At 45.7% G+C, this 23,241-nt stretch carries 19 protein-coding genes and 1 pseudogene; 11 read left to right on the plus strand and 9 right to left on the minus strand.

Annotation, left to right across the window (positions count from 1 at the left end; translation table 11 throughout):
- Positions 1-80: 80 nt before the first annotated feature.
- Positions 81-911, minus strand: a complete 831-nt coding sequence (locus ACU01J_RS08290; protein ID WP_481085254.1) for an EAL domain-containing protein — start codon at positions 909-911, stop codon at positions 81-83.
- 392 nt (positions 912-1,303) lie between these two features.
- On the opposite strand from ACU01J_RS08290, the gene ACU01J_RS08295 reads away from it, so the two are divergent.
- Positions 1,304-1,669: a winged helix-turn-helix domain-containing protein gene (locus ACU01J_RS08295; protein WP_481085255.1), complete on the plus strand. Its 366-nt coding sequence runs from the start codon at positions 1,304-1,306 to the stop codon at positions 1,667-1,669.
- 124 nt (positions 1,670-1,793) lie between these two features.
- Positions 1,794-2,148 (plus strand): annotated as a pseudogene (locus tag ACU01J_RS08300) (transposase); the annotation flags it as partial.
- Positions 2,149-2,164: 16 nt separating this feature from the next.
- Here ACU01J_RS08300 and ACU01J_RS08305 read toward each other — a convergent pair.
- From ACU01J_RS08305 to ACU01J_RS08325, 5 genes are read right to left on the minus strand one after another with little or no spacing between them, the layout of a single operon-like run.
- Complete coding sequence (locus ACU01J_RS08305; protein ID WP_481085256.1) at positions 2,165-3,085, minus strand: hydroxymethylglutaryl-CoA lyase; 921 nt, start codon at positions 3,083-3,085, stop codon at positions 2,165-2,167.
- Positions 3,086-3,092: 7 nt separating this feature from the next.
- A complete protein-coding gene (locus ACU01J_RS08310; RefSeq protein WP_481085257.1) occupies positions 3,093-3,893 on the minus strand; it encodes an enoyl-CoA hydratase-related protein in 801 nt (266 codons plus the stop codon).
- 9 nt (positions 3,894-3,902) lie between these two features.
- Positions 3,903-5,504 (minus strand): carboxyl transferase domain-containing protein, encoded by a 1,602-nt coding sequence (locus ACU01J_RS08315; protein ID WP_481085258.1) that lies wholly within the window; start codon positions 5,502-5,504, stop codon positions 3,903-3,905.
- 10 nt (positions 5,505-5,514) lie between these two features.
- The gene (locus ACU01J_RS08320) at positions 5,515-6,684 is read right to left on the minus strand and encodes an isovaleryl-CoA dehydrogenase (protein WP_481085259.1); all 1,170 of its coding nucleotides are present in this window, start codon (positions 6,682-6,684) and stop codon (positions 5,515-5,517) included.
- A gap of 57 nt (positions 6,685-6,741) precedes the next feature.
- The gene (locus ACU01J_RS08325) at positions 6,742-7,119 is read right to left on the minus strand and encodes a MerR family transcriptional regulator (protein WP_481085260.1); all 378 of its coding nucleotides are present in this window, start codon (positions 7,117-7,119) and stop codon (positions 6,742-6,744) included.
- A gap of 209 nt (positions 7,120-7,328) precedes the next feature.
- Here ACU01J_RS08325 and ACU01J_RS08330 point away from each other — a divergent pair, with 209 nt between their 5' ends.
- From ACU01J_RS08330 to ACU01J_RS08370, 9 genes are all read left to right on the plus strand, one after another.
- Positions 7,329-8,540 carry a thiolase family protein gene (locus ACU01J_RS08330; RefSeq protein WP_481085261.1) on the plus strand — a complete coding sequence of 404 codons (1,212 nt, stop codon included), beginning with the start codon at positions 7,329-7,331 and terminating at the stop codon, positions 8,538-8,540.
- Positions 8,541-8,569: 29 nt separating this feature from the next.
- Positions 8,570-10,063: a CoA-acylating methylmalonate-semialdehyde dehydrogenase gene (locus ACU01J_RS08335; protein ID WP_481085262.1), complete on the plus strand. Its 1,494-nt coding sequence runs from the start codon at positions 8,570-8,572 to the stop codon at positions 10,061-10,063.
- Positions 10,064-10,072: 9 nt separating this feature from the next.
- On the plus strand, positions 10,073-11,227 hold the full coding sequence (locus tag ACU01J_RS08340; RefSeq protein ID WP_481085263.1) for an acyl-CoA dehydrogenase family protein: 1,155 nt from the start codon (positions 10,073-10,075) through the stop codon (positions 11,225-11,227).
- 11 nt (positions 11,228-11,238) lie between these two features.
- Positions 11,239-12,027 carry an enoyl-CoA hydratase gene (locus ACU01J_RS08345; RefSeq protein ID WP_481085264.1) on the plus strand — a complete coding sequence of 263 codons (789 nt, stop codon included), beginning with the start codon at positions 11,239-11,241 and terminating at the stop codon, positions 12,025-12,027.
- A 17-nt stretch (positions 12,028-12,044) separates the two neighbouring features.
- Positions 12,045-13,175 (plus strand): enoyl-CoA hydratase/isomerase family protein, encoded by a 1,131-nt coding sequence (locus tag ACU01J_RS08350; RefSeq protein WP_481085265.1) that lies wholly within the window; start codon positions 12,045-12,047, stop codon positions 13,173-13,175.
- A gap of 52 nt (positions 13,176-13,227) precedes the next feature.
- The gene (gene mmsB, locus ACU01J_RS08355; protein ID WP_481085266.1) at positions 13,228-14,124 is read left to right on the plus strand and encodes a 3-hydroxyisobutyrate dehydrogenase; all 897 of its coding nucleotides are present in this window, start codon (positions 13,228-13,230) and stop codon (positions 14,122-14,124) included.
- Positions 14,125-14,134: 10 nt separating this feature from the next.
- Positions 14,135-14,893, plus strand: a complete 759-nt coding sequence (locus tag ACU01J_RS08360; protein WP_481085267.1) for an SDR family oxidoreductase — start codon at positions 14,135-14,137, stop codon at positions 14,891-14,893.
- Between the two features lie 222 nt (positions 14,894-15,115).
- Entirely contained in the window at positions 15,116-17,428 is a 2,313-nt protein-coding gene (locus ACU01J_RS08365; protein WP_481085268.1) for a methyl-accepting chemotaxis protein, read from the plus strand.
- Positions 17,429-17,541: 113 nt separating this feature from the next.
- Positions 17,542-17,889, plus strand: coding sequence for a HopJ type III effector protein (locus ACU01J_RS08370; protein ID WP_481085269.1), 348 nt, complete (start codon positions 17,542-17,544; stop codon positions 17,887-17,889).
- Between the two features lie 76 nt (positions 17,890-17,965).
- Here ACU01J_RS08370 and ACU01J_RS08375 read toward each other — a convergent pair whose 3' ends face one another.
- From ACU01J_RS08375 to ACU01J_RS08385, 3 genes are read right to left on the minus strand one after another with little or no spacing between them, the layout of a single operon-like run.
- Positions 17,966-21,067 (minus strand): efflux RND transporter permease subunit, encoded by a 3,102-nt coding sequence (locus tag ACU01J_RS08375; protein ID WP_481085270.1) that lies wholly within the window; start codon positions 21,065-21,067, stop codon positions 17,966-17,968.
- Positions 21,064-22,374, minus strand: a complete 1,311-nt coding sequence (locus ACU01J_RS08380) for an efflux RND transporter periplasmic adaptor subunit (RefSeq protein WP_481085271.1) — start codon at positions 22,372-22,374, stop codon at positions 21,064-21,066. Before ACU01J_RS08380 ends, ACU01J_RS08375 begins: the two co-directional genes overlap by 4 nt.
- Positions 22,375-22,379: 5 nt before the next feature.
- Positions 22,380-23,027: a TetR/AcrR family transcriptional regulator gene (locus tag ACU01J_RS08385; RefSeq protein WP_481085272.1), complete on the minus strand. Its 648-nt coding sequence runs from the start codon at positions 23,025-23,027 to the stop codon at positions 22,380-22,382.
- Positions 23,028-23,241: the final 214 nt, after the last annotated feature.

Here is a 23,241-nt window from a genome sequence, read left to right on the forward strand (position 1 = left end):
ATTATTGCTCAATATTTAAGAGTATTAGTACTTTGTATAAAGCGTTGAGAATATCTTTGGACACGTAGAAAGGCTTATGCTTACAAAAATACATTGTCATCTATACAGGATGGCTTGTCAAAATGATATCCTTGCACCAAATCGAACGGTATTGTAGACAAAAGTTCTGTATGCTCATAACTCTCTACTTTTTCTATAATCAATTTTTTTTCATATCTTTCTTTTAAATAAAATGCGAGGTCTCTAAATTCATTCCAACTATTGTCTTGATTATCTATTGGGCATGTAAGTTTAATGTAATCAACTAGAGGAACTATCCCATACCTATGATCTAACACGTTTATGAAATCGTCAATTGCAATATATACATTATTATCTTTCAGTAGATATATACATGATTTTATTGTATGCTCATCATAATTACATTCTCTTTCTGTCAGCTCAATAACCAAACTTATACCATGATTGTTTAATGATTTTGATAGTTCAATTATGTCTTCTGTAATATGAGATAAGCATATGCACTCAACATTTAAAAATATATTCTTGATATTGAATCCACGTTTAATAGCCCAGTTTTTAAATCTATTGATATTTCCTTTTATGTATTTTATCTGAGATATTGAAAGTTTGTAACAATCTATATCTGTTAATCTTTCGTAATATATTTCCACGTTTTCAATTTTTTTTGGCTTGAAAAATATTTCAATTGAAAGATTTGGAAGTTCATTTCTTTTGTACGTAACATTCTTATGTACAATTTTTTGGCAATGTAATTCAAATAAGTCTCTTTTTTTATTTTTTTTAATTTGGTGATATGAACTAAAAATTCCCATTGAGTCTAAATATTCGAAGTTATCACGTATTGCTTTTAAAAGTGTTACCTTTGTTATTATTTTTTTATTATTCATGAATTATAATCTACTCCCGCTTTGTTCATTTAATATACTATCATTGTTCAAGAAACATTGTTAATTAAATGTTATTAATTATTATTAGTACATCGAAGTTGCAAAAAGTTGATGTAATTTCATATTTTTCCTACAGGTGAATCGGTGATTGTGATGTTATTATATTAATAAGTGTTAATAATTGTTAGATATTATTAATACTTATTAAGCATTAATAATATCTATTAATTTGAATGTTTAGTTTTTATTTCATAAGATCGGAAATGTTGTGAAGGCGTTTTGGATCTAATTTATAGCCTCTAGTTGTTTGCATACTGTCATGCAATATAACATAGAAGTCATTATTCAATTAATATTTAAGTTTGACCTTCATAATTTTTAGGAAAGGATAAATGTGCGATTTTAGTTTTCATTGTCTATCTTGTATAAAGTTTAAATATTTGCAAGAAAAATTGAACATCGATGTCTTTATAGATACTTTTGGTAAAGTAAGAGTACAAAATCGAAATTTAGACAGTACTGCCAGTACAGGTTATCCCGTTAGTTTAAATGCGATAAAGTTGCTTTGTCATTTGCTTGCATCTGAAGGAGAGATAAAAGATAGGAAAGATATTGAAGAATTTGTATGGCAAAATACGAATGTCGGAGTAAACAGTCTCCCTGTTTTATTACATGAGGCTAGAAAAATACTTGTTGATAGCAACTATAGTATAATTACTATTAGAAATGTCGGGTATATGGCTATAGAAAGAAACTAGCAAGTTTCGGTTTTTTACAGTTTTTATGCACTTGATATTAGATATGGCTTTGTAGCTTAAATCGATGGAACTAAATTAAGAAGCGACGATCTGATCGGCGACACCCATCAATCATCGTAGCCTCATGCCTAAACCTCGTTACAATACAACTAACTGGAAGCAGTACATAACACCTTAAACAACAGAGGTTCACTGACGTTCTGGATTGACGAGGAGGCCATAACTGAGTGGAAGCAACCAAAATTGGAAAGGTGTGGCAGACCAAGCCTGTTTAGTTATTTCGCTATCACGACGGCTCTAATGGTAAAGCGCATCTTTTCTTTACCTTTAGGGCGCTGCAAGGCTTTATCGACTCTGTTTTTAGATTGGCGAGCGTCTCATTAGTTTGCCCTCACAATATTTGTATAAGCCGCCGAGCTAAGGATGTAGAGGTTAATTTCAAAACTTCTCTTGATTCCAATATACAATTCATCCCTATAATGTAGGCAGCACGACTTAGTGACACGATGTCCTATAGTTCACATTGTTTTCTTGTTTAATCGTACTCAGAACATAGCTTCTAACACTGTTTAGCATCGACATATCAACCCCTGACTCAACTCCAAGCCCTTGACACAAATAAACTACGTTCTCAGTCGCTACATTTCCTGATGCACCTTTGGCATACGGGCAGCCGCCAAGCCCAGCAACGCTCGAATCTATGGTCGTAACGCCCATCAACAAGGCTTGATAGATATTGGCGATCGCTTGTCCGTAGGTATCGTGAAAGTGAGCAGCGATCTGATGTTTTGGACATTGGGCTAAAACGGCTTCAAGCATAGCAGCGACTCGTAATGGTGTGCCCGTACCAATGGTGTCGCCGAGAGATATTTCATAGCAGCCGATATCGTGCATTTGTTTCGCTAGGTTGGCAACGGTATTAGGATCTGTCGCGCCATCATAGGGGCAATCTATTACGCAAGAAAGATAGCCTCTTACCGGAATACTGTGCTCCTTTGCTAACGCTATTACCGGTTTAAAGCGTGCTAGGCTTTCGGCAATGGAGCAGTTGATATTGCGTTGGCAGAAGCTTTCAGAAGCAGAGGTGAATACGGCTACTTCATCAACATTACTTGCGATTGCCTGCTCGAGTCCTTTGATATTTGGGGTTAGTGCTGAGTAACTAACGTTCGCTGCGCGTTGAATTTGTTTGAACACCTCAACAGAGTTGGCCATTTGCGGGATTTTCTTGGCAGAGACAAACGCGCCAGACTCGATATGAGTGAGGCCCGCTTTAGAAAGTAGATTGATCAGTTCGACTTTGACTTCAAGAGGGACCGCTTTTTCATTTTGTAGACCATCACGGGGTCCAACCTCGACGATTTTGACCGATTTAGGGAGAGTTGATGACAAGGACTGAGTATAGCTGCGTGTCATGTCACATCTACTTAGCCCAGTTTGGCAAACGTTTATCGAGAAAGGCATTCAATCCTTCTTGGCCTTCGTCAGACACTCTTACCTCAGCAATTAACTCACTGGTGTAGCGTTTTAATGGGCCATCAACCACGGCTTGTTCGCACCTTGCGCAGAGCCTTTTACTAAGAGCTAAGGCATGGGGTGCAAGCGTGAGGATATTAGATACCCATTTTTCAACGACTTGCTCTGTTTGAGCTAGATTGATCACTTGATGAATGAGCTCTAACTCTAGCGCACGCTGAGAATCGATAAGTTCCGCGCTCAGCATATAACGTCTTGTTTGCCGAATCCCAATTGCTCTAATCACATACGGCGCGATAGTGGCAGGAACAAGCCCAAGCTTAACTTCACTGAGGCGAAACTTGGCATTTTGCTGAGCGATAACCATATCGCAGCAACAAATAAGGCCAAGCGCTCCGCCAAAAGCGCAGCCATTAACGATAGCGAGTGTAGGGTGAGGGAAGGTATCGAGCTTTTCCAGCAGCGTTGCCAGTTGATAGGCGTCGTGTTGATTGTCTTCTTTGCTTTTGGTGATCATAGAACGCATCCAATGAATATCAGCACCCGCTGAAAAGTGCCTACCTTCGCCTGTGAGAACCAAACCGCGAACGTTGGCGTAGGAGGCAAGCGTATCCAAAGTGACAATCAACTCAGAGATCATTTTGTCGTCAAACGCATTAGCGACATCAGGGCGATGCAGACTGATGTGCGCTATGCCGCTTCCGTCGACACGGCAGGTAATGGTTTTAGTGTTTGGAGAGCAAGACATTGTATTCACCTACATTCTAAAGATGCCAAATTTGCTGTCAGCAATGGGGGCATTAAGCGAGATTTTTAACGCATGGGATAGCACGTTCCGCGTTTGTTTTGGGTCGATAATGCCATCGTCCCATAATCGAGCGCTGGCGTAGTAAGGGTGGCTTTGAGTGTTATACAAATCTAGAATTTCTTGTCTGAACGCCTGTTGCTGTTCTGCCTGCCACTCGCTTCCTTCTGTTTGCATCACTTGGTTTTTCACTTGGGTCAAAACCCCCGCGGCTTGCTCGCCACCCATGACAGAAATACGCGCATTGGGCCACATCCACATCATGGTTGGGTTGTAAGCTCGGCCACACATACCATAGTTACCTGCGCCATATGACCCACCGATGATGATGGTAAATTTAGGCACATCCGCACAGGCGACGGCCATGACAAGTTTTGCGCCGTTTTTGGCGATGCCACCTTCTTCATATTTTTTGCCCACCATAAAGCCGGTGATGTTTTGTAAAAATAGCAGAGGAATTTTGCGCTTGGCGCATAGCTCTATAAAATGTGCGCCTTTTTGAGCCGACTCCGAAAACAAAATGCCATTGTTGGCGACAATACCAATCAGGTCCCCATCTATACGGGAGAAGCCGCAGACTAAGGTTGTGCCAAACAGCGCTTTAAATTCATCAAACTCAGATCCATCGACGATGCGGGCGATCACCTCTCTTACATCGAACGATAAGCGTAAGTCTGAATTGACGATGCCGTACAGATCAGAAGGATCATAACGTGGAATTAAGCCGCTGTTTTCTGCTTGTTCAATTGAGGCGTTAGTGTTGGATATCGCCTGTCTAGCGAGTTCCAAAGCATGGCGCTCATTTTCTGCGTAGTAGTCAGCAACCCCGGACTTTCGGCAGTGAACATCAGCGCCGCCAAGCTCTTCATCTGTCACCACTTCACCGGTTGCCGCCTTAACCAGAGGAGGGCCTGCCAGGAAAATGGTGCCTTGCTGCTTGACGATAATGGAAACATCGGCCATAGCAGGAATATATGCGCCGCCTGCGGTACATAGACCAAGTACCACCGCAATTTGGGGGATACCCTGAGCGGACATTCGGGCTTGGTTGTAAAATATGCGGCCGAAGTGCTCTTTATCGGGAAAAACGTCCGCTTGATGGGGTAGGTTTGCGCCGCCAGAGTCGACCAAATAGACACAAGGTAAATGGCATTGTTGTGCGATCTCTTGAGCTCTTAAATGTTTTTTAACAGTTAGAGGGTAGTAGGTCCCCCCCTTGACTGAAGGATCGTTGGCGATAACCATACAGTCGACATTTTGAATCTTACCAATGCCAGCGACCACGCCCGCGCAGGGGATCTCATCGTCATAGACACGCCACGCCGCAAATTGGCCGATTTCCAAAAATGGACTGTTTTCATCCAGTAACTCGGTGATCCTTTCACGTACTGGTAGCTTGCCTTTTGCACGCTGGCGCTCGATGGCTTTTTTTCCGCCGCCAAGCTTAATCTTTTCGATATCGGACTCAAGCGCTGCAACCAGTTCAGACATGGCTTCAACGTTCTTTTGATAGAGTTCAGAGTCAGGTTTGATTTTGGTTTTTATTATCGGCATCGACTTATCCTTATCGCGACTCTTCAAACAGTTCTCGGCCAATCAGCATGCGGCGAATTTCTGATGTGCCAGCACCAATCTCATACAGTTTTGCATCTCTGAGTAACCTTCCGGCTGGGAATTCATTGATATAACCATTGCCGCCAAGCAATTGAATCGCATCCAGTGCCAGTTGGGTTGCAAGTTCGGCGCAATAAAGAATGACACCAGCGGCATCTTTACGGGTAGTTTGTTGGTTGTCGCAAGCTTTAGCTACGGCATATAAATAAGCGCGCGCGGCGTTAGTTTGGGTATACATATCGGCGACTTTGGCTTGAACTAATTGAAATTCACCAATTGAGCGGCCAAACTGTTTGCGATCATGAATATAGGGGATGACCAAATCGAGACAGGCTTGCATGATACCAAGAGGGCCAGCGGCGAGAACCACGCGCTCATAATCTAAACCGCTCATCAGCACTTTCACGCCGTGATTGAGTTCGCCTAGGATGTTTTCTTTTGGTACCGGGCAGTTGTCAAACACAAGCTCACAGGTATTTGACCCTCGCATGCCTAGCTTATCGAGCTTTTGTGCGTGGGAAAAGCCAGCGAAACTCTTTTCGACGATGAAAGCGGTGATCCCGTGTGCCCCTTTTTCAGGCTCTGTCTTAGCGTAGACAACGGTGATATCCGCATCAGGCCCATTAGTGATCCACATCTTAGAGCCACTTAGCAGGTAATGGTCACCGTTTAACGTTGCTCTAAGCTGCATGCTGACCACGTCAGAACCCGCGTTAGGTTCACTCATCGCCAGCGCGCCAATATGGCTGCCATCGATCAGTTTAGGTAGGTACTTTGCTCTTTGTGACTCGTTACCGTTACGGAATATTTGATTTACACACAAGTTAGAATGCGCGCCGTAGCTTAAGGCGACGGACGCGGACGCGCGGCTTATCTCTTCCATGGCAATCACATGGGCAAGATAACCCATGCTAGCGCCACCATATTGTTCATCAACCGTAACGCCAAGTAGACCCATTTCACCGAGCCGTGGCCAGAGTTGATTGGGAAAGGCATTATCTTGATCAATTTGACTAGCGAGTGGGGCGATGTGTTGTTGAGCAAAGCCTTGAACGTGTTCGCGTAATAGGTTGAGCTCTTCATCTAGCCCAAAATTGAGCGAGGTAGTTTGCGATAACATAATGCCTCCGATATATCGGCCGTGACAACATAATCGAAGACATTAGGTAGTGTTAGATTAGCTCGCTTTACGAGAATCTAGAGCCTGTTCGCAGCGCTCTCTTGCGACCTTTAAGTCGTCTAGCATACTTTCAATGTCTTCCATTTGGCGCTTCAGTAGCGCTTCCTTTTCATCAATGATCTTCAGCATTTCAGTTAGCTGAGTTTCGCCTTGATGGGTGTCGTACAGTTCAAACAACTCACGGATTTCTGCCAGTGAAAAACCTAATCGCTTGCCTCTAAGGATAAGCTTAAGGCGAGTTCTATCGCGGCGGTTATAGATGCGCATACTGCCTTTGCGTTCAGGATGGATCAGTCCCTCATCCTCGTAAAATCGGATGCTTCGAGTCGTGATATCAAATTCCTTGGCGAGGTTACTAATCTTGTATTTTTCCACTGAACTACCGTTCCTTTCTCTTGGGCAATAAGGTCGAATGTCACGATGAATTTATCTTTTGCTTCAAAGTTGACGTTTACGTAAATGTTAGTGCTATGCTTACGTAAACGTCAAGAAATTAAATCTGACCACAAACGGCGCTTGGTAAGGACCATCAAGGCAGTAACAGTACTTAGCCAAGCTGTACGCAACGTCAAAGAGGGCGGAGCATGGAACAGCAAGAAATATGGATAGTGGCAGCAAAGCGCACCCCAATGGGCAAGTTTCAAGGTGCTCTTTCTAAACTGAGCGCCCCTAAGTTAGGTGCTATTGCTATCGGTTCAGCTGTCGAACAATCGGGTATGACAGCTGACATTATTGATGAAGTATTGATGGGTTGCGTACTACCGGCTGGTTGTGGTCAAGCGCCCGCACGTCAAGCGGCAATCGGTGCTGGTCTCGCTGACAATATTCCATGTACGACAGTCAACAAAGTGTGTGGTTCAGGTATGAAAACCGTCATGCTCGCCTATGATTTGATTCAGTCAGGGTCGATTCAATGTGCGCTCGCTGGTGGCATGGAGAGTATGACTAATGCCCCTTATCTGATGAAAGAATCGCGTAAAGGCATGCGAATGGGCCACAAGACCACATTCGACCATATGTTCTTAGACGGATTACAAGATGCTTATGAAGGTGATCTAATGGGCGTTTATGGGCAAAAGGTAGCGGACCAACTCGGATTTACACGTGAGCAAATGGATGAATGGGCCACTCTATCCGTAGAGAGAGCACTCGCAGCCCATCGACAACAGTTGTTTCAATCAGAAATTGCTGCGGTGGATGTCGGCGACGATTTCAGCTTTGATTATGACGAGCTGCCTCCTTCAATTGATAAAGACAAAATCCCCAAACTCAAAGCCGCGTTTGCTGCTGATGGAACGATCACAGCAGCGAATTCAAGTGCAATCTCAGATGGCGCAGCAGCTTTGATGGTCATTGATTCCACTGCGGCGAAGAAACAAGGGCTAAAGCCATTAGGGGTGATAAAAGCTCATGCCAGCCATGCAAGAAAACCGAGTGAGTTTACTGTTGCCCCGGTTTACGCGATACAGAACCTGCTGGCTAAGCTTGATTGGGAAATCGAAGATGTCGATCTTTGGGAGATCAATGAAGCATTCGCGGTGGTGACGCAAATTGCTATACAAGAACTGCGTATCGACTCAGAAAAAGTCAATATCAAAGGTGGCGCCTGCGCATTAGGCCACCCGATTGGTGCCAGTGGAGCTCGGATCTTGACTACGCTTATTTATGCTTTGCGCCAACTGCAAGCAATCGGTGTAAACGGCGACGCAGCAAATAGGAAAACAATGAAAGGGATAGCAGCTATTTGTATTGGTGGCGGAGAAGCCACGGCTATTGGCATTGAAATCCCCTTATAAGGTAACTGGACAACGGTAAGGAAATCGCAATGACACAACTTGTCCCTTTATTTATTGGTGGAGAGTTCTGCCAATCAAACAGTGATGAATGGCTAGAAGTGACCAACCCTGCTAACAATGCTGTCATCGCGGAGCTTCCATGCGCGACGAAAGATGAAATGGAGCGTGCGATCCAAAATGCGCACGAGACCTTTTTCTCTTGGAAAGAAGTTGCGGTTTCAGAACGCGCTCGTGTGATGCTTAGGTATCAACATTTACTCAAAGAACATCACGATGAGCTAGCAGAGCTGCTTTCCAAAGAAACGGGCAAAACCACCGTTGATGCGAAAGGGGATGTGTGGCGCGGGATTGAGGTGGTCGAGCAGGCAGCAAACATCGCCAGCAATATGATGGGAGAAACCGTCGAGAACGTTGCCACGGACATTGACAGCTATTCGCTCATTCAGCCGCTTGGTGTGTGCTGCGGCATTACGCCTTTCAACTTTCCTGCGATGATCCCATTGTGGATGTTTCCGCTCGCATTAGCAGCTGGCAACACCTTTGTCTTGAAACCATCTGAGCAAGTGCCTTTAACCGCGATGCGTTTGGCCGAGTTATTTGAGCAAGCGGGAGCGCCAAAAGGGGTGTTACAGGTTGTTCATGGTGGCAAAGAACAGGTTGATTACTTGTTGGCTCACCCAGTCATTAAGGCGGTATCGTTTGTTGGCTCCGTCCCCGTTGCCCAATACATTTACCAAACCGGGACTTCTCATAATAAACGTGTGCAAGCCTTTGCTGGCGCGAAGAACCATATGGTGGTGATGCCCGACGCCAATAAAGCTCAAGTGTTGAGTAACTTGGTGGGCGCTTCTGTCGGCGCTGCAGGTCAGCGCTGTATGGCGATTTCCGTTGCTGTTTTTGTTGGCAGTTCGAAAGAGTGGATTGGTGAACTCGCTGGGGAAATGGCCAAAGTGACGCCAGGTGCTTGGAACGATGATAACGCAGGCTACGGACCATTGATCAGTAAGCAAGCGAAAGCAAGAGTGGTTGCCTTAATTGATGAAGGTAAAGCGCAAGGCGCGAAATGTGAGTTAGACGGTAGTCAATGCGCCGTTGAGGGCATGCCCGATGGCAACTGGCTTGGTCCAACTCTGTTTAGTGGCGTGACGACCGATATGTCGATTTACCAGCAGGAGATATTTGGCCCGGTACTGGTTTGTCTTGAGGTCGAAACGTTAGAGGAAGCCATCGCCCTTATCAATAAAAACCCTTATGGCAACGGCACGTCGATTTTTACCGCCAATGGCGCGGCTGCGCGAAAATATCAGCATGAAATTCAGGTTGGACAAGTTGGGATCAATGTGCCGATCCCTGTGCCTTTACCATTTTTCTCTTTTACCGGCTGGCGAGGCAGTTTCTATGGAGACTTACATGCTTATGGCAAACAGGCGGTTAGGTTCTATACCGAAACGAAAACCGTGACGGTGCGTTGGTTTGATGATGACATTCCTAGTGGGCCTAATATGACCATTCAGCTGCGATAAGGAGCGGATATGGATTTCGAACTCAATGAAGACCAACGGGCTTTTGCAGATACCGCGGCTCAGTTTGCGAGAGATAAACTCGCACCGATGGCCGAAGAGTGGGACCAAAAGCAACTCTTTCCTAAAGAGGTGATTCGTGACGCGGGTGATCTAGGCTTTCTAAGCCTTTATACCCCAGAAGAACAAGGTGGTTTAGGCCTGTCACGACTGGATGCATCGATCATCTTTGAGCAATTGGCGATGGGCTGCACTTCCACCACCGCATTTATGACCATTCACAATATGGTCTCTTGGATGGTTGCGACTTTTGCCACTGAAAGCGCGCAACAAACCTATTGCGAAAAGCTGATCACAGGTGAATGGTTAGGATCTTATTGTTTAACTGAACCCAATGCCGGTTCTGACGCAGCAGCGTTAGTGACCAGTGCCCAGCAAGTCGATGATGGATATCTTATTAATGGCTCTAAGGTGTTTATATCTGGAGCGGGTGACACTGACGTATTAGTCGTAATGGCCAGAACCAGTGATGACGGCGCAAAAGGTATCTCAGCGTTTGTCGTACGAGCTGATGCACAAGGCATTAGTTATGGACGAAAAGAGCCGAAGATGGGTTGGAACTCTCAACCGACGCGAAGCATTAACTTCGACAATGTGAAGATTCCGAAAGATCATTTGTTGGGGCAAGAAGGGCAAGGCTTTGTGTTTGCGATGAAAGGGTTAGATGGTGGACGAATCAATATCGCCACTTGTTCGATTGGGACTGCCCAGCAAGCGTTGAATCAAGCCACACAATACCTGAAGGAGCGCAAACAGTTCGGTAAGCCCATTGCTCAGTTTCAAGCGCTGCAATTTAAGTTAGCAGATATGGCGACCGATCTCGTTGCAGCTCGGCAGATGATACGTCTTGCGGCAAGTAAATTAGATAACGGTGATCCAGAGGCGACGGCGTATTGTGCCATGGCTAAGCGATTTGCCACTGACGTCGGTTTTACAGTGTGCGATCAGGCATTACAGCTCTATGGCGGCTATGGTTATATCAAGGAATATCCAATGGAAAGGTATTTCCGAGATGTGCGTGTTCACCAAATTTTGGAAGGCACCAACGAGATCATGCGAGTCATCATTGCTAGACGATTACTTGCTGAAGGTGTACAAATTCTTTAGGGGAAAGAGCGATGACACAGCAGAACAGTTTGGCATTGCCACATGAGATCAATAGTCATGTAGCACTGGTAACGATGAATAATCCACCAGCCAACACATGGACCAAACAAAGTCTACATGAGCTTAAGCATCTGGTTCACGCACTTAATAATAATGCTGACGTATATGCGCTAGTGATAACAGGAAATGGGGAAAAGTTCTTCTCAGCTGGAGCCGATCTTAAGTTATTTGCCACGGGTGAGAAGGACATTGCTTGGGAGATGGCTCAAGCGTTTGGGGAAGCGTTCGAAGCCTTGTCTGCCTTTCGTGGGGTCTCCATTGCGGCGATTAATGGCTATGCAATGGGCGGTGGTTTGGAAGTCGCATTAGCGTGTGATATTCGAATCGCTGAAACTCAAGCTGTCATGGCATTGCCTGAGGCCAAAGTAGGGCTATTACCCTGCGCGGGTGGGACGCAAAACCTCACTGCACTCGTTGGGGAGGGTTGGGCGAAACGAATCATTTTGTGCGGAGAACAGGTTGATGCGACAAAAGCGCACTCGATTTGCTTAGTTGAAGAGGTGGTCGAGCAAGGTAAGGCGCTCGACACCGCTATCGCCTTAGCCAATAGCGTTGCTAATCAATCTCCATCCTCTGTCGCAGCGTGTAAATCTTTGATCCAAAATAGCCGCACCGACCCAATAGCTCATGGCCTAGTTAAAGAGCGCGAGTTGTTTATGCAGCTATTTGATACCCGAGACCAAAAAGAGGGCGTGAATGCCTTTCTCGAAAAGCGTCAGCCAAATTGGAGCAATAGCTAGCTCTAAGGAGTAACGATATGAGTGATAGCGTTCATTTTGTTGAACTGCCTTGTAGCGGTAGCCCATATAAAATTGGCGTCGTAACTTTACATAATGAAGCGTCGTTAAATGCCTTAACACTCGACATGCTCGTCTGCTTAAAAGCTCAACTAGAAATCTGGCATGAAGATGACGACATTGTGTGCGTTGTGCTTGAAGGTGCGGGAGACAAGGCGTTTTGTGCCGGTGGTGATGTGCGCACCATGTTTAACGTAATGCAAGGCTCTAACCCAGATGAAATCGAAAACTTCTGCACGATGTATTTCAGTGTTGAGTATCAATGTGACTATCTGATTCATACCTATTGTAAGCCTGTTATTGCATGGGGCCATGGCATTGTGATGGGCGGTGGAATGGGGCTTTATATGGCGTCTAGCCACAAGGTTGTCGCACCAGACTCTAGGTTGGCCATGCCAGAAGTGTCGATTGGACTTTTTCCTGATGTGGGCGCAACGTGGTTTTTAAACCGTTTAGATAGCGGAATTGGGTTGTTTTTGGGCTTAACAGGGATGATGGTCAATGCGGCAGATGCGGTTGAGCTCCATCTGGCTGATCATTTGGTACTAGAAAGTCATAAAGAGAGTTTTGTTGATCAGTTGCAAGTTGCTGATTGGGACTGTGTTGATGATACTTATGAGGTTGTAACGGAGTTGCTAGAAGGATTTGAAGCTCAGATAAGCGACCAAAAGCCGGAACTTCAAATCATGCCGTACTTCAATCATATCCAAAAAGCCTGTGCTGCCGATGATGTATTGCATGTAACAGACAATATTCTTGCTTTAGCAGGGGATGCCAAATGGCTTAGCAATGCAAAAGCCAATCTCGTTTCCGGGAGTCCAATTACCGCGCATATCTGCTTTAGGCAGATGAAAGATTACAGCGACTTATCTTTGGCAGAGTGTTTTAGGTTAGAGCTGATTTTGGCGGTTAATTGCGCTCTGTTAGGAGAGTTTCAAGAAGGGGTGCGTGCGCGTCTAATCGATAAAGATGGTCAGCCTAATTGGTTGTTTGGCAATATCTCCAAAGTAGATTCACACGCCATCGATAAGCTGTTCGTATCGATATGGGATCAAGGGTCTCATCCATTGGCCAAATTAGGTCAGTACTAGCGGCCAAGTCGTAGAGGTCGAACAGAGCACAAATCAGTGAGAGGATAACGTTATGGGGACGGTAGCATTCGTCGGATTAGGAAATATGGGCGCGCCGATGGCGCGAAACCTGCTTTCTGCTGGGTTTGAAGTACAAGTTTATGATGTTGTCACTGAAATGGCCCAAGAGCTCGGGGCGTTTGGCGCGATTCCTTGTGCTTCAATCGAAGAGGTGACGCGCGGCGCAGATAGCGTGATCACTATGCTGCCTGCAGGCGAACATGTTAGAGCGGTTTACCTCTCCGACGACGGTATTTTAAACCATGTGAGCGGTGACACCATACTCATTGATTCTTCGACCATTGATCCTGAAACGGCAAGATTGGTAGGCCAACAAGCCAGAGATAAAGGGATCAGTTTTACGGACGCTCCGGTATCTGGTGGTGTGTCTGGCGCGAAAGCGGCGACTCTTACCTTTATTGTTGGTGGTAGTGAGCAAGATTTCTCTAAGGCAAAGCAAGTGCTGAGTCATATGGGCAAAAACATCTTCCATGCGGGAGAAGTAGGGTCCGGGCAAATGGGGAAAATCTGCAATAACTTAATGCTGGGCATTTTAATGTCGGGAACCTGTGAGGCGTTGAATTTAGGTATCGATAACGGCTTAGATCCTAAAGTATTGTCTAACATCATGCTTCAGAGTTCTGGAAGAAACTGGGCACTTGAACTCTATAACCCTTGCCCAGGCGTGATGGAAAACGCGCCTGCCTCTAATCAATACCAACCAGGTTTTATGAGTAAACTTATGCTCAAAGACTTAGGCCTCGGGCTTGAAGCGGCAACGAAAAGCCAGTCGTCAGTACCAATGGGTTCATTGGCCAGAAACCTGTACTCATTCCACAACATGAACGGTAATGAAGAGCTCGATTTCTCAAGTCTGTTCGAGTTCTATCAATCGCAATCAAAGTCATAGGAGGCATGCTATGAACCTCAAAGAAAGCGTTGTCGCGATCACAGGGGCTGGGCAAGGACTAGGGCAGATGATGGCTGTAACTCTTGCTCATGCAGGTACAGAGCTCGCATTGATTGACGTAAATGAAGACGCGCTGAAAGTGACTCAAGATCAGTGCCACATGCTCGGGGTAAAGGCGTTGACCTATAAAGCGGACGTCACCAATGAAACAGAGGTGGAGCAGATCTTTCGTGACATTGTCACTGATTTTGGTCAGTTGGACGGTTTGGTTAATAATGCCGGAATTCTACGTGATGGATTACTGGTTAAAGTGAAAGAAGGGCACGTTTCTAAGATGTCTTTGGAGCAATTTACTTCAGTAATTGACGTTAACTTAACCGGAACTTTTCTGTGTGGCCGAGAGGCGGCTGTGCAAATGATTGAAACCAAGCGACAAGGCATGATCATCAATATTTCTAGCGTTGCGCGCGCGGGGAACATAGGACAAACCAACTATGCGGCATCGAAAGCAGCCGTGGCAACATTGGCGACCACTTGGGCAAGAGAGCTTGCTCGGTATGGAATTAGGGCTGCAGCAATTGCACCTGGGGTAATCGAAACACCAATGGCCGCGCAAATGAAACCCGAGGCCATAGAACGATTAGAAAGTATGATCCCTGTTGGCCGAATGGGTCACACCAATGAAATAGCGAGTACAGTGAAGTTCTTGTTTGAAAATGATTACGTAAACGGGCGCGTGATTGAAGTGGATGGCGGAATAAGAATGTAGCTAAGGTGGCGAATCTACTTAGTCAGGATTCTTAGAATGAAAAAATTCGATTCTCGTCGAAAAGTTTAAGTTTTGTGCTTACACTTATGTCACTGAGTGCATATTCGTAGGTTTAAAGCCAAGAACCTACTTATAGACGTATAAAATAAATATTTGTCGCGTTGGTTGGTGATTTTCCTCAATTAATTATGACGGAAGGGATTTCCGTATGAGGTTGTCGTTATGAAAATTGCAACAAAGATTGTTCTTGCTTCGACGCTTTTGTGCACGTTAGCGGTCATAGTAACCGGAACAATTGTCGGCTGGCGTTCTTCGGATTTGTCAGAGCAGGCACTATACCAACGCGCAAATAGTCAACTCATCTCGATTCGAGAGATCAAAAGAAGTGAGATTGAAAGCTACTTCGAACAGATTAGCGGTCAAGTTGTGACGACTGCGAACTCAGTTGGCGTCCAAGGAGCAATCACCGCCTTTAGTGATGCGTTCAATAACTATCCAGTAGAAAAAGTGTCGGATAGTGATGTTGCTCAATTGCGTAGCTACTATCAGTCAGCCTTCGGTGCAACGTATCGGGACTCTAATGGTGGCATATCTGCTGGCGAGATGCAGAAACTCGACAGCTTATCTGAAAGAGCCGTTGCGCTGCAGGCTAGATATATCGGTACTAACCCTAATCCATTGGGTGAAAAACACGAGCTGATGAGTGACTCGCTAAATACCGAGTACGATAAAGCGCATGCGATGTATCACCCTAGTGTGAAGGGCTTTTTGGAAGAGTTTGGCTACTACGATATCTTCTTGGTCGATATGCAAGGCAATGTGGTTTATTCGGTATTCAAAGAGCTCGATTACGCGACCAACCTGAACACAGGCCCCTATGCTAATAGTGGTATTGCTAAAGCGTATAAAAGTGCTTTAGCGCTATCGCATAATCAATATCACTTAGAAGATTTTGCTCCATATTTTCCGTCCTATGAAGCCGCAGCTTCGTTCATTTCCACGCCAATAGTACAAAATGGGAAAACATTGGGGGCGTTGATCTTCCAAATGCCAGTTGATGAAATCAATAAAATCATGACCTTCCATGAAAACTGGAAAAATGAAGGGTTGGGCCTAAGTGGTGAAGCTTATCTAATCGGGCAGGACGGACTATTACGTAGTGAATCGCGTTTTTTGATTGAGGATCCTGATACCTATTTCTCAGCCTTGCAGTCTGGGGGCGTGAGCTCAAACATCGTCAATCAAATTAGAGACAAATCTTCGGCTATTGGTCGACAACCAGTTAACACGCCAACCTCCAAAGCGGCGCTAAAAGGCCAACGAGGTTCCGATGTGATCAGTGATTATCGCGGTATAGATGTGTTGTCTGCCTATTCTCCAGTTAACGCCGCTGGGCTTTCTTGGGGGATTATCGTTGAGATTGATAAGAGTGAAGCGCTGGCCGACTTAAGTTCATTAATCAGCTCACTGGCGATAACGGTAGTTACCAGCATTGCAGTTGTGGTTGTCGCTGCGGTTCTTCTCTCTTACTTCTTAGGTAATAGCATTGCGCGACCTATCAAAGTGGCGAGCGACAAAGTCCAAATGATCAGCAAAAACAACGATCTTACTCAGCGCCTTGAAGTGGCAGGCAAAGACGAGATGACAGATCTAGCCATCTCGCTCAATGGTTTGTTTACTCACTTACAAGACATTATCGGTAAGTTTGCTCAAGCGACGAATAATCTAAACGCCAATACACAAAGCATGGCGGGCAACATGAACAGTACCCGAGATGCAGTGACGGATCAAAATAATCGAACTGAATCGGTCGCGACCGCCGTTAACCAAATGAGTGCATCGATTTCAGAAGTTGCGCAGTTTGCTGTTCGCGCCGCCGAGTTTGTGAAAAATGCCAATGATACCGGTAGCGCAGGGGTTAAAGTCGGTCAAAACTTAGGGAATGAAATCTCCCGTTTAGACAATGAAATGCAAACGGCCGTGTCGGCGATAGAACGTTTGAACACTGAAACAAATTCAATTGCTGAAGTGCTTGATGTGATTCAGGGTATTGCTGAGCAGACCAATCTACTAGCACTGAATGCAGCCATTGAGGCGGCAAGGGCTGGAGAGCAGGGCCGCGGCTTCGCGGTGGTCGCTGATGAAGTTCGCTCACTCGCTGGTCGTACACAAGCCTCGACGGAAGAAATTCGTGGCAAAATTGAATCTCTTCAACGTGAGACGCAGAGTGTGTCCAGCAGTATTCAAAGTGCCAATACCACGGTTTCTCAAGGGGTAGTGACTTGTGATGAAAACACCCAAATGCTAGAGCAAATCGTTTCGATGCTCGATCAGCTAAATGAGATGAATGTGCAAATCGCTGCGGCGACAGAAGAGCAGAAAGCAGTAACAGACGATATTAGTGGCAGTATTACCTCTATTGCGGATGCTTCCGCTGCAGTATCGGTGCAAGTGCAAGATGTCGATGATGTCTTGCAAGGGCTTTCAAATGAGGCTGAAAACCTTAATGGTGAAGTGTCACAGTTTAAGTATTGATTGAGTGGGGGTTAGCTAAGAAATGGGGTAACAGGCAGAAAATCTGACAAGCCACTTTTTTTCTGTTGGCCAGTATCATAGACTCGACAAAGATTTATCGGAGTATATGAAAAATGGAATTAAACAATTTCTTAGCAACCTTGTCAGAAACACCGACTGAGATTCAGTTTGAAGATACGATGGCTGTGATTGAAGCAAACTACGAGTTTGTACCGACTGCCTTTGTTAATGGTGATACCAGCAACGAAGCGAATCAGAATAATGGGTCGTGCAAAATCTTTGCCTTCGCTCAGCTGAAAGAGCTTGATCAAACGTCGACTCTTGCTTGTTTTGGCCGTTTCTATCGTGAAGATGTACTGGGCAATCCTGAGGGTGATGACCACGCTAACATTCGTAATTTCATCAAATACGGTTGGCAGGGCATTAAGTTTGAAGGTGAAGCTTTAAGTGCTAAAGCATAGAAAGCTGTCAAACATTCAATATAAAGAAGCCAGACATTGTGTCTGGCTTTTTTAGGTCTCATCGATCATTAACGGACTAGATTTCTTCGTGCTTATGTACCAATCCAAAATCAGCCAGTACCGCGTAGGCGGCAGGGATCATAAACAGCACCAGCAGTGTTGAGGCGAAAATACCAAATACAATTGAGATAACCAATGGCTGAATCACTTGCGCCTGCAAGCTGGTTTCAGTGAGTAGCGGTAACAGGCCTGCCGCTGTGGTCATCGAGGTTAGAAAAACCGCTCTAAAACGCTCTCGGCTCGCTTTGACCACTGAGTCATGCACGCTATCGCCATCATCGACATGGTGGCGAATATATTGCACCAATAAGATCGAATCGTTGACCACGATACCTGCGAGCGACACAAAGCCCATCATACTCGGCATACTTAATGAGTGACCAAGTAAGATATGGCCCCAAACAACACCAATAAAGGCTAGGGGAATGGCCAGCATGACAACAAAAGGTTCCAAGTAGCTGCGGAACTGGTAACTGAGTATGGCAAATACGCCAAACAGTCCGAGCAAGAAGCCTTTGCCCATTGACGCCCCCGTTTCCGCTGCGTCTTTCGCTTCGCCTTCGAAGTCGAATCTTAGCCCCGGATACCTAGCCATTAGCTTAGGCGCTTCTTCTTTTTGGAATTGAGTGATTACCGCCGTTGAATTGACCTTGGTATTGTCGGTATCACCAAATACGCTGATGGTTCTCAGGCCGTCGATACGCTGGATTCGGACGTAGTTACGCTGGAAATCGAGCGTGGCAATGGTAGCTAAAGGTATCTGGCTACCGTCAGGCATGATAATTGGGAAGTTTGCCAGTTGCTGAAGGTCTCCTGCTTCAACTTTATTTAATCGCACCTCAATTGAGATATTCTCGACCCCAACCTGAATTTCGTCGGCGGTTTGACCAAAGAACGCGGCGCGAAGCTGGTTAGCAATTAGCTGTCCATTAATACCGTAGGTTTCTGCTCCTGGACGCAGTTTAACCAGTACTTCTTCTTTACCCATACGCATGTCATCCAACACGCCGTGGATACCATCGAATTCGTTCAAGTAGTGTTGAATATCGATTGAGGCGGCTTTAAGGGCGTTTAAGTCATCATGTTTGGCGCGAATTTCGATCGCACGTCCTCCCGGTCCCATGGTTGGCTGCTTAAACACTAGTGAAATAGGGTCAGCCAGTTCGCCTATATCCGCGCGCCATGCAGCGATAAAGTCATCAATGACGGTGTTTCTGCTTTCTGCGCCCAACAGGTCAAGCCGAACAGTAGCAATGTGGGGCCCAGATTCATTAGCATCGGCGTTGGCATTAAACTGACTGGTAATGTGCTGAACCAGTTGAGTGCCATTTTCGACCTCTTTGCTCCACTGCGCGTTGAGTTTTTGGGCTGATGTGACAATCTTGTCTACCACGGCTTCGGTTTGCGTTAAAGAAGAACCGGGCGGAAGGATAATACGCGCCTCAGCAATATCACCGTCAAGCTCAGGAAAAGGCTGAAACTTGAGTAGCCCACCCGCGATGGTTGCTACAGAGATGAGCAGTAGGGCGACCACTCCCCCTAAGAAGGCATAGCGGAACTCAACCACTTTCTCTACAGCGTTAACCAGTGTGGTATTGCGGAAGTGTTCAAACCGATCGAGAAGCTTTTGTTTAAATTTAACGGGAGATTTTTCGCGTTTTTCTTTGTGTAACGAGTGAGAGAGGTGATTAGGCAATATCAAAAATGCTTCAACCAAGCTGAGCGTTAATACAAGGATTAGGACTTGGGGGACTGCTTTTAGTACCGCGCCCATTTCACCTTCAAGAAATAGTAAGCTACCGAAGATACATACCGTGGTTAAGAAAGAGGAAATAACGCCGGGCAAGACCTTTTTTACGCCCTTAATGACCGCATTATCGACGTCTTCTCCCCGATCAAGGTGGGCTGCAATGGACTCGGCAATCACTATCGCATCATCCATCATGATACCGATGGCCATCAGCAGACCAACCAGCGACATAATGTTAATGGAAAGCCCGAGTTGAGCCATTAAGAACAGCCCGCCGAGGAAGGCGACAGGTAGACCTGCGGCAACCCAGAATGAGTAACGTAAGCTAAAGAACAGCCACATGGTTGCAAAGACCAACACAATACCTTGCCAGCCATTTCTAACCATCATGGTGAGACGGTCCCACAATACTGACGATAGATCATTGGTGAGCTCAAGCTTCACGCCAGTAGGTGCGATTGCTTGTTGGTCTTCGACAAACTGAGATACGCGATCTTTAATCCGTAGAGCGTCATCTTCTTTATTTTTGCTTACCTTGAGCAGTGCTGATGGGTGACCATCGAAAAGAACTTTCTGTTCGTCAAGTTCAAAACGGTCGGTAATGGTGGCGATATCACGCAGGCGAATAATTGAACCATTTGGCCCCGAGCCAACGACAATACTTTCGAGCGCTTGCGGCGTAGTGCGGCGCTCATCAAAACGGATCAAAAAGTTTTTGTCAGGCGTCTCGACGTTACCACTTGGCAGCTTAATGTTTTGGCGACCGATTTGGTCGGCAATATCACCGACGCTTAACCCCAATTGGCGCATCGCTTGTGAATCAAGTTCGACGCGAAATTGGTGGTCAGAAAAGCCCGCGACATCGACCAGAGAAACATCGTAATCAAGCTTTAACGTTCTCTTAAGCTGCTCTGCATAGGCCTTCAATTCTGGCCAGGTGGTATCAGCGGTGATCGCAACATCGACTACTGGCTCATTCCAATCTAATTCTTGAACAACAGGGGATTCAATCTCTTGAGGAAAGTCATTGATGGAGTTGATCTGAGTCTGAACGTCAACCAACATGCGCCCGATATCAGCGCGCTCGTTTAGCTTTAAGATTAAACGGGCGGAGCCTTCTATCGCTTCACACTGGGTTTCTTCAATGTTGGCCAGTCCATCAACCGCGTCTTCCATGCGAACACAGATACTTTCCTCTACTTCCTGTGGAGAAGCGCCAGGGTAGGCGACCCCTGCCATAATGTAGGGGGGATCGAATTCAGGAAATGTCTCACGCTTAATGTTTGGCAGTGAGGTTAACCCCAACACTAGCAAACTCAGCATCAAAAGGTTGGCCGCAGTTGGGTGTTTTGCAAAGAATCGAATCATGGCGCAGACTCCTCTGAGCTCGCTTCTTTGAGTAACATGCCGTTAATCGCTGGCAGTAAGTCGTTTAGGATCAGTTTGTCGCCCTGGTTTAGGTCGCCGTCAATCACGACTTGGTTGTCTCTGCGATACTCAACATTGACGGATTGGATTTGGAGCTTGCTCTGATCATCCATCAAATAGATTTTGTCGCCATGCAGGGCACGTTCTGGAATTACCCAACTTGGATTAGCTTGACCTTCAATCGATGCGCGCACGAACATGCCGTTGACCAGTGGAGGTACAGAGGTTGGATTTAAATTGCGATAATCTTGCTCTATTTCTAAGATCACCCCCGCAGTGGCCTGGTTCGGATCGACCGTTTCGCTGATGCGGCTTACTTTGGCAGGCCAGTGGGCTTTTAAATTGCCGCTGCTTAGTTCGATAGTCGCTTGGATTGACGATCGATCGGGTTGAGGAATTCCGGTTTCGTCACGAGCGAACTCACCTAAGCTGGATGCGAGCGTTTGCATGTCATGGATCGAAAGCTGCGCTTCCACTTCCATTACGTCTATACCGTGGCCGGTGACCATGGTTTGTTGCAAGTTGACCACTTGGTTTTGTTCAATCTCAACATCGGCGATACGCAAGTCGTACGGTAGTGTAATGATGGTTTTTTCCAGTGAGCGTTGAGCTTCATCTACTTTTGAGGTGTTCACTTTAACCAGAGCTTCAGCGACGCGTTTCTCATCTGGCATCAGTCCAATTTGGTTTTCGATATCGAGAACCAGTTTACGTTGTGAAAGAGCACTTTGCGTTTGCTGATCGACATCTGACTGAGACGTTAACCCTTTCTTACGCAGGTTCTGTTTTCGTTCCAGCTCTTTATTGGCGATAACCAGACGGTTTTTCTCAATTTTTAGCGTTTGTTTGAGGTTAAATTCTTCTTGGTTTAGCTTAGCCAAAGAGGTTTGCGCAGATTTTAGGTCGGCTTGAGCTTGTACCAGTTTGAGTTCGTAATCGAGTGGGTCAATGCGTAAAATCTCGGTTCCTGCCTTGAGTATTTGACCTTTTTCAAGCAGAGGATGGCGATAGACAACCTTGCCGGTGACTTCTGCAATGGCGTTCCATTCGATCTTGGGTGTAATTTTACCAAAGCCAATGGCAAGAGGCGCCATGGCCTTAAGTTCGAGTGGTATGGTATCGACCAGCCTAGCGCGATCACCTGCCGGCTTAACGGGCAAGTCGGGCTTTAGTTTCACGGCGACAACCAGCGTAATGACTCCAACAGCAAGCGCTGGAAAAAACAGTAGCTTCTTATTTATTTTCATTATCGTTAATCCTGCGATTCAGTTGGTTGTAAAAAACCGTGGGTCATAAGTTTAATGTTGTGCTCGAACAATTGGTTTAGGAACTCTTCATTAAGTTCAATGCCATGGATGGCAAGCATTGCCGGTGGGGCGATAAACGGGAAGACCATTAGGCTAATGTAAGAGACTTTGCACAGCCTAGGATCTGCATCAGGGCGTAATATCTCACTCTCAACCAGCTTGTCGAACATGATGGATTGCATTGGCTGGCTGACATCCATAAACACTTTCTCAAGCAGTTTTCGCTGAGTTTCTGAGCTGTCCATATTCATGACTTGTGCGATCAGTCGCGGGAATAGTGGCACTTTGACCATTTCTCGATAATAGGTACGCATAATGTCGAGAAAGTTTTTCTGCGAGCTGTCTTTAACCATGCACTGCATTTGCATCTTCATCGGCTCGATGGTTTCACGCAGCATGGTCTCAAATAAGCCTTCTTTATTGCCAAAGTAGTAACGAATCATAGCGACGTTGACACCTGCGTTACTGGCCACCAAGCGGGTAGAGACTTTGTTGTAGGGCAGAGCGGTGAATAGATCGCGTGAGGCATCGATCAGTGCTTGTCGCGCATCGATGTCATTACTGGGGCGACCAGCTTTCCTCGCTATATTCATGTTGTCGTTACTCTCGTTTATTAAACGTATGATTAATTATATGGGGACGAAAATATCTTCGATATAACAATTATTAATCACTATTTAATCAACTGATTAATTAATGACGATTAAAAATGAGAAATGTGATTTATGACAGATTGATTCTGCTGAATGTCGATGGATTGCTTCTTGCTGGATAAAGAAAAGCCCGCGTAGTAGCTAATTACACGGG

It is taken from the genome of Vibrio sp. 2433-A1 (assembly GCF_056726085.1).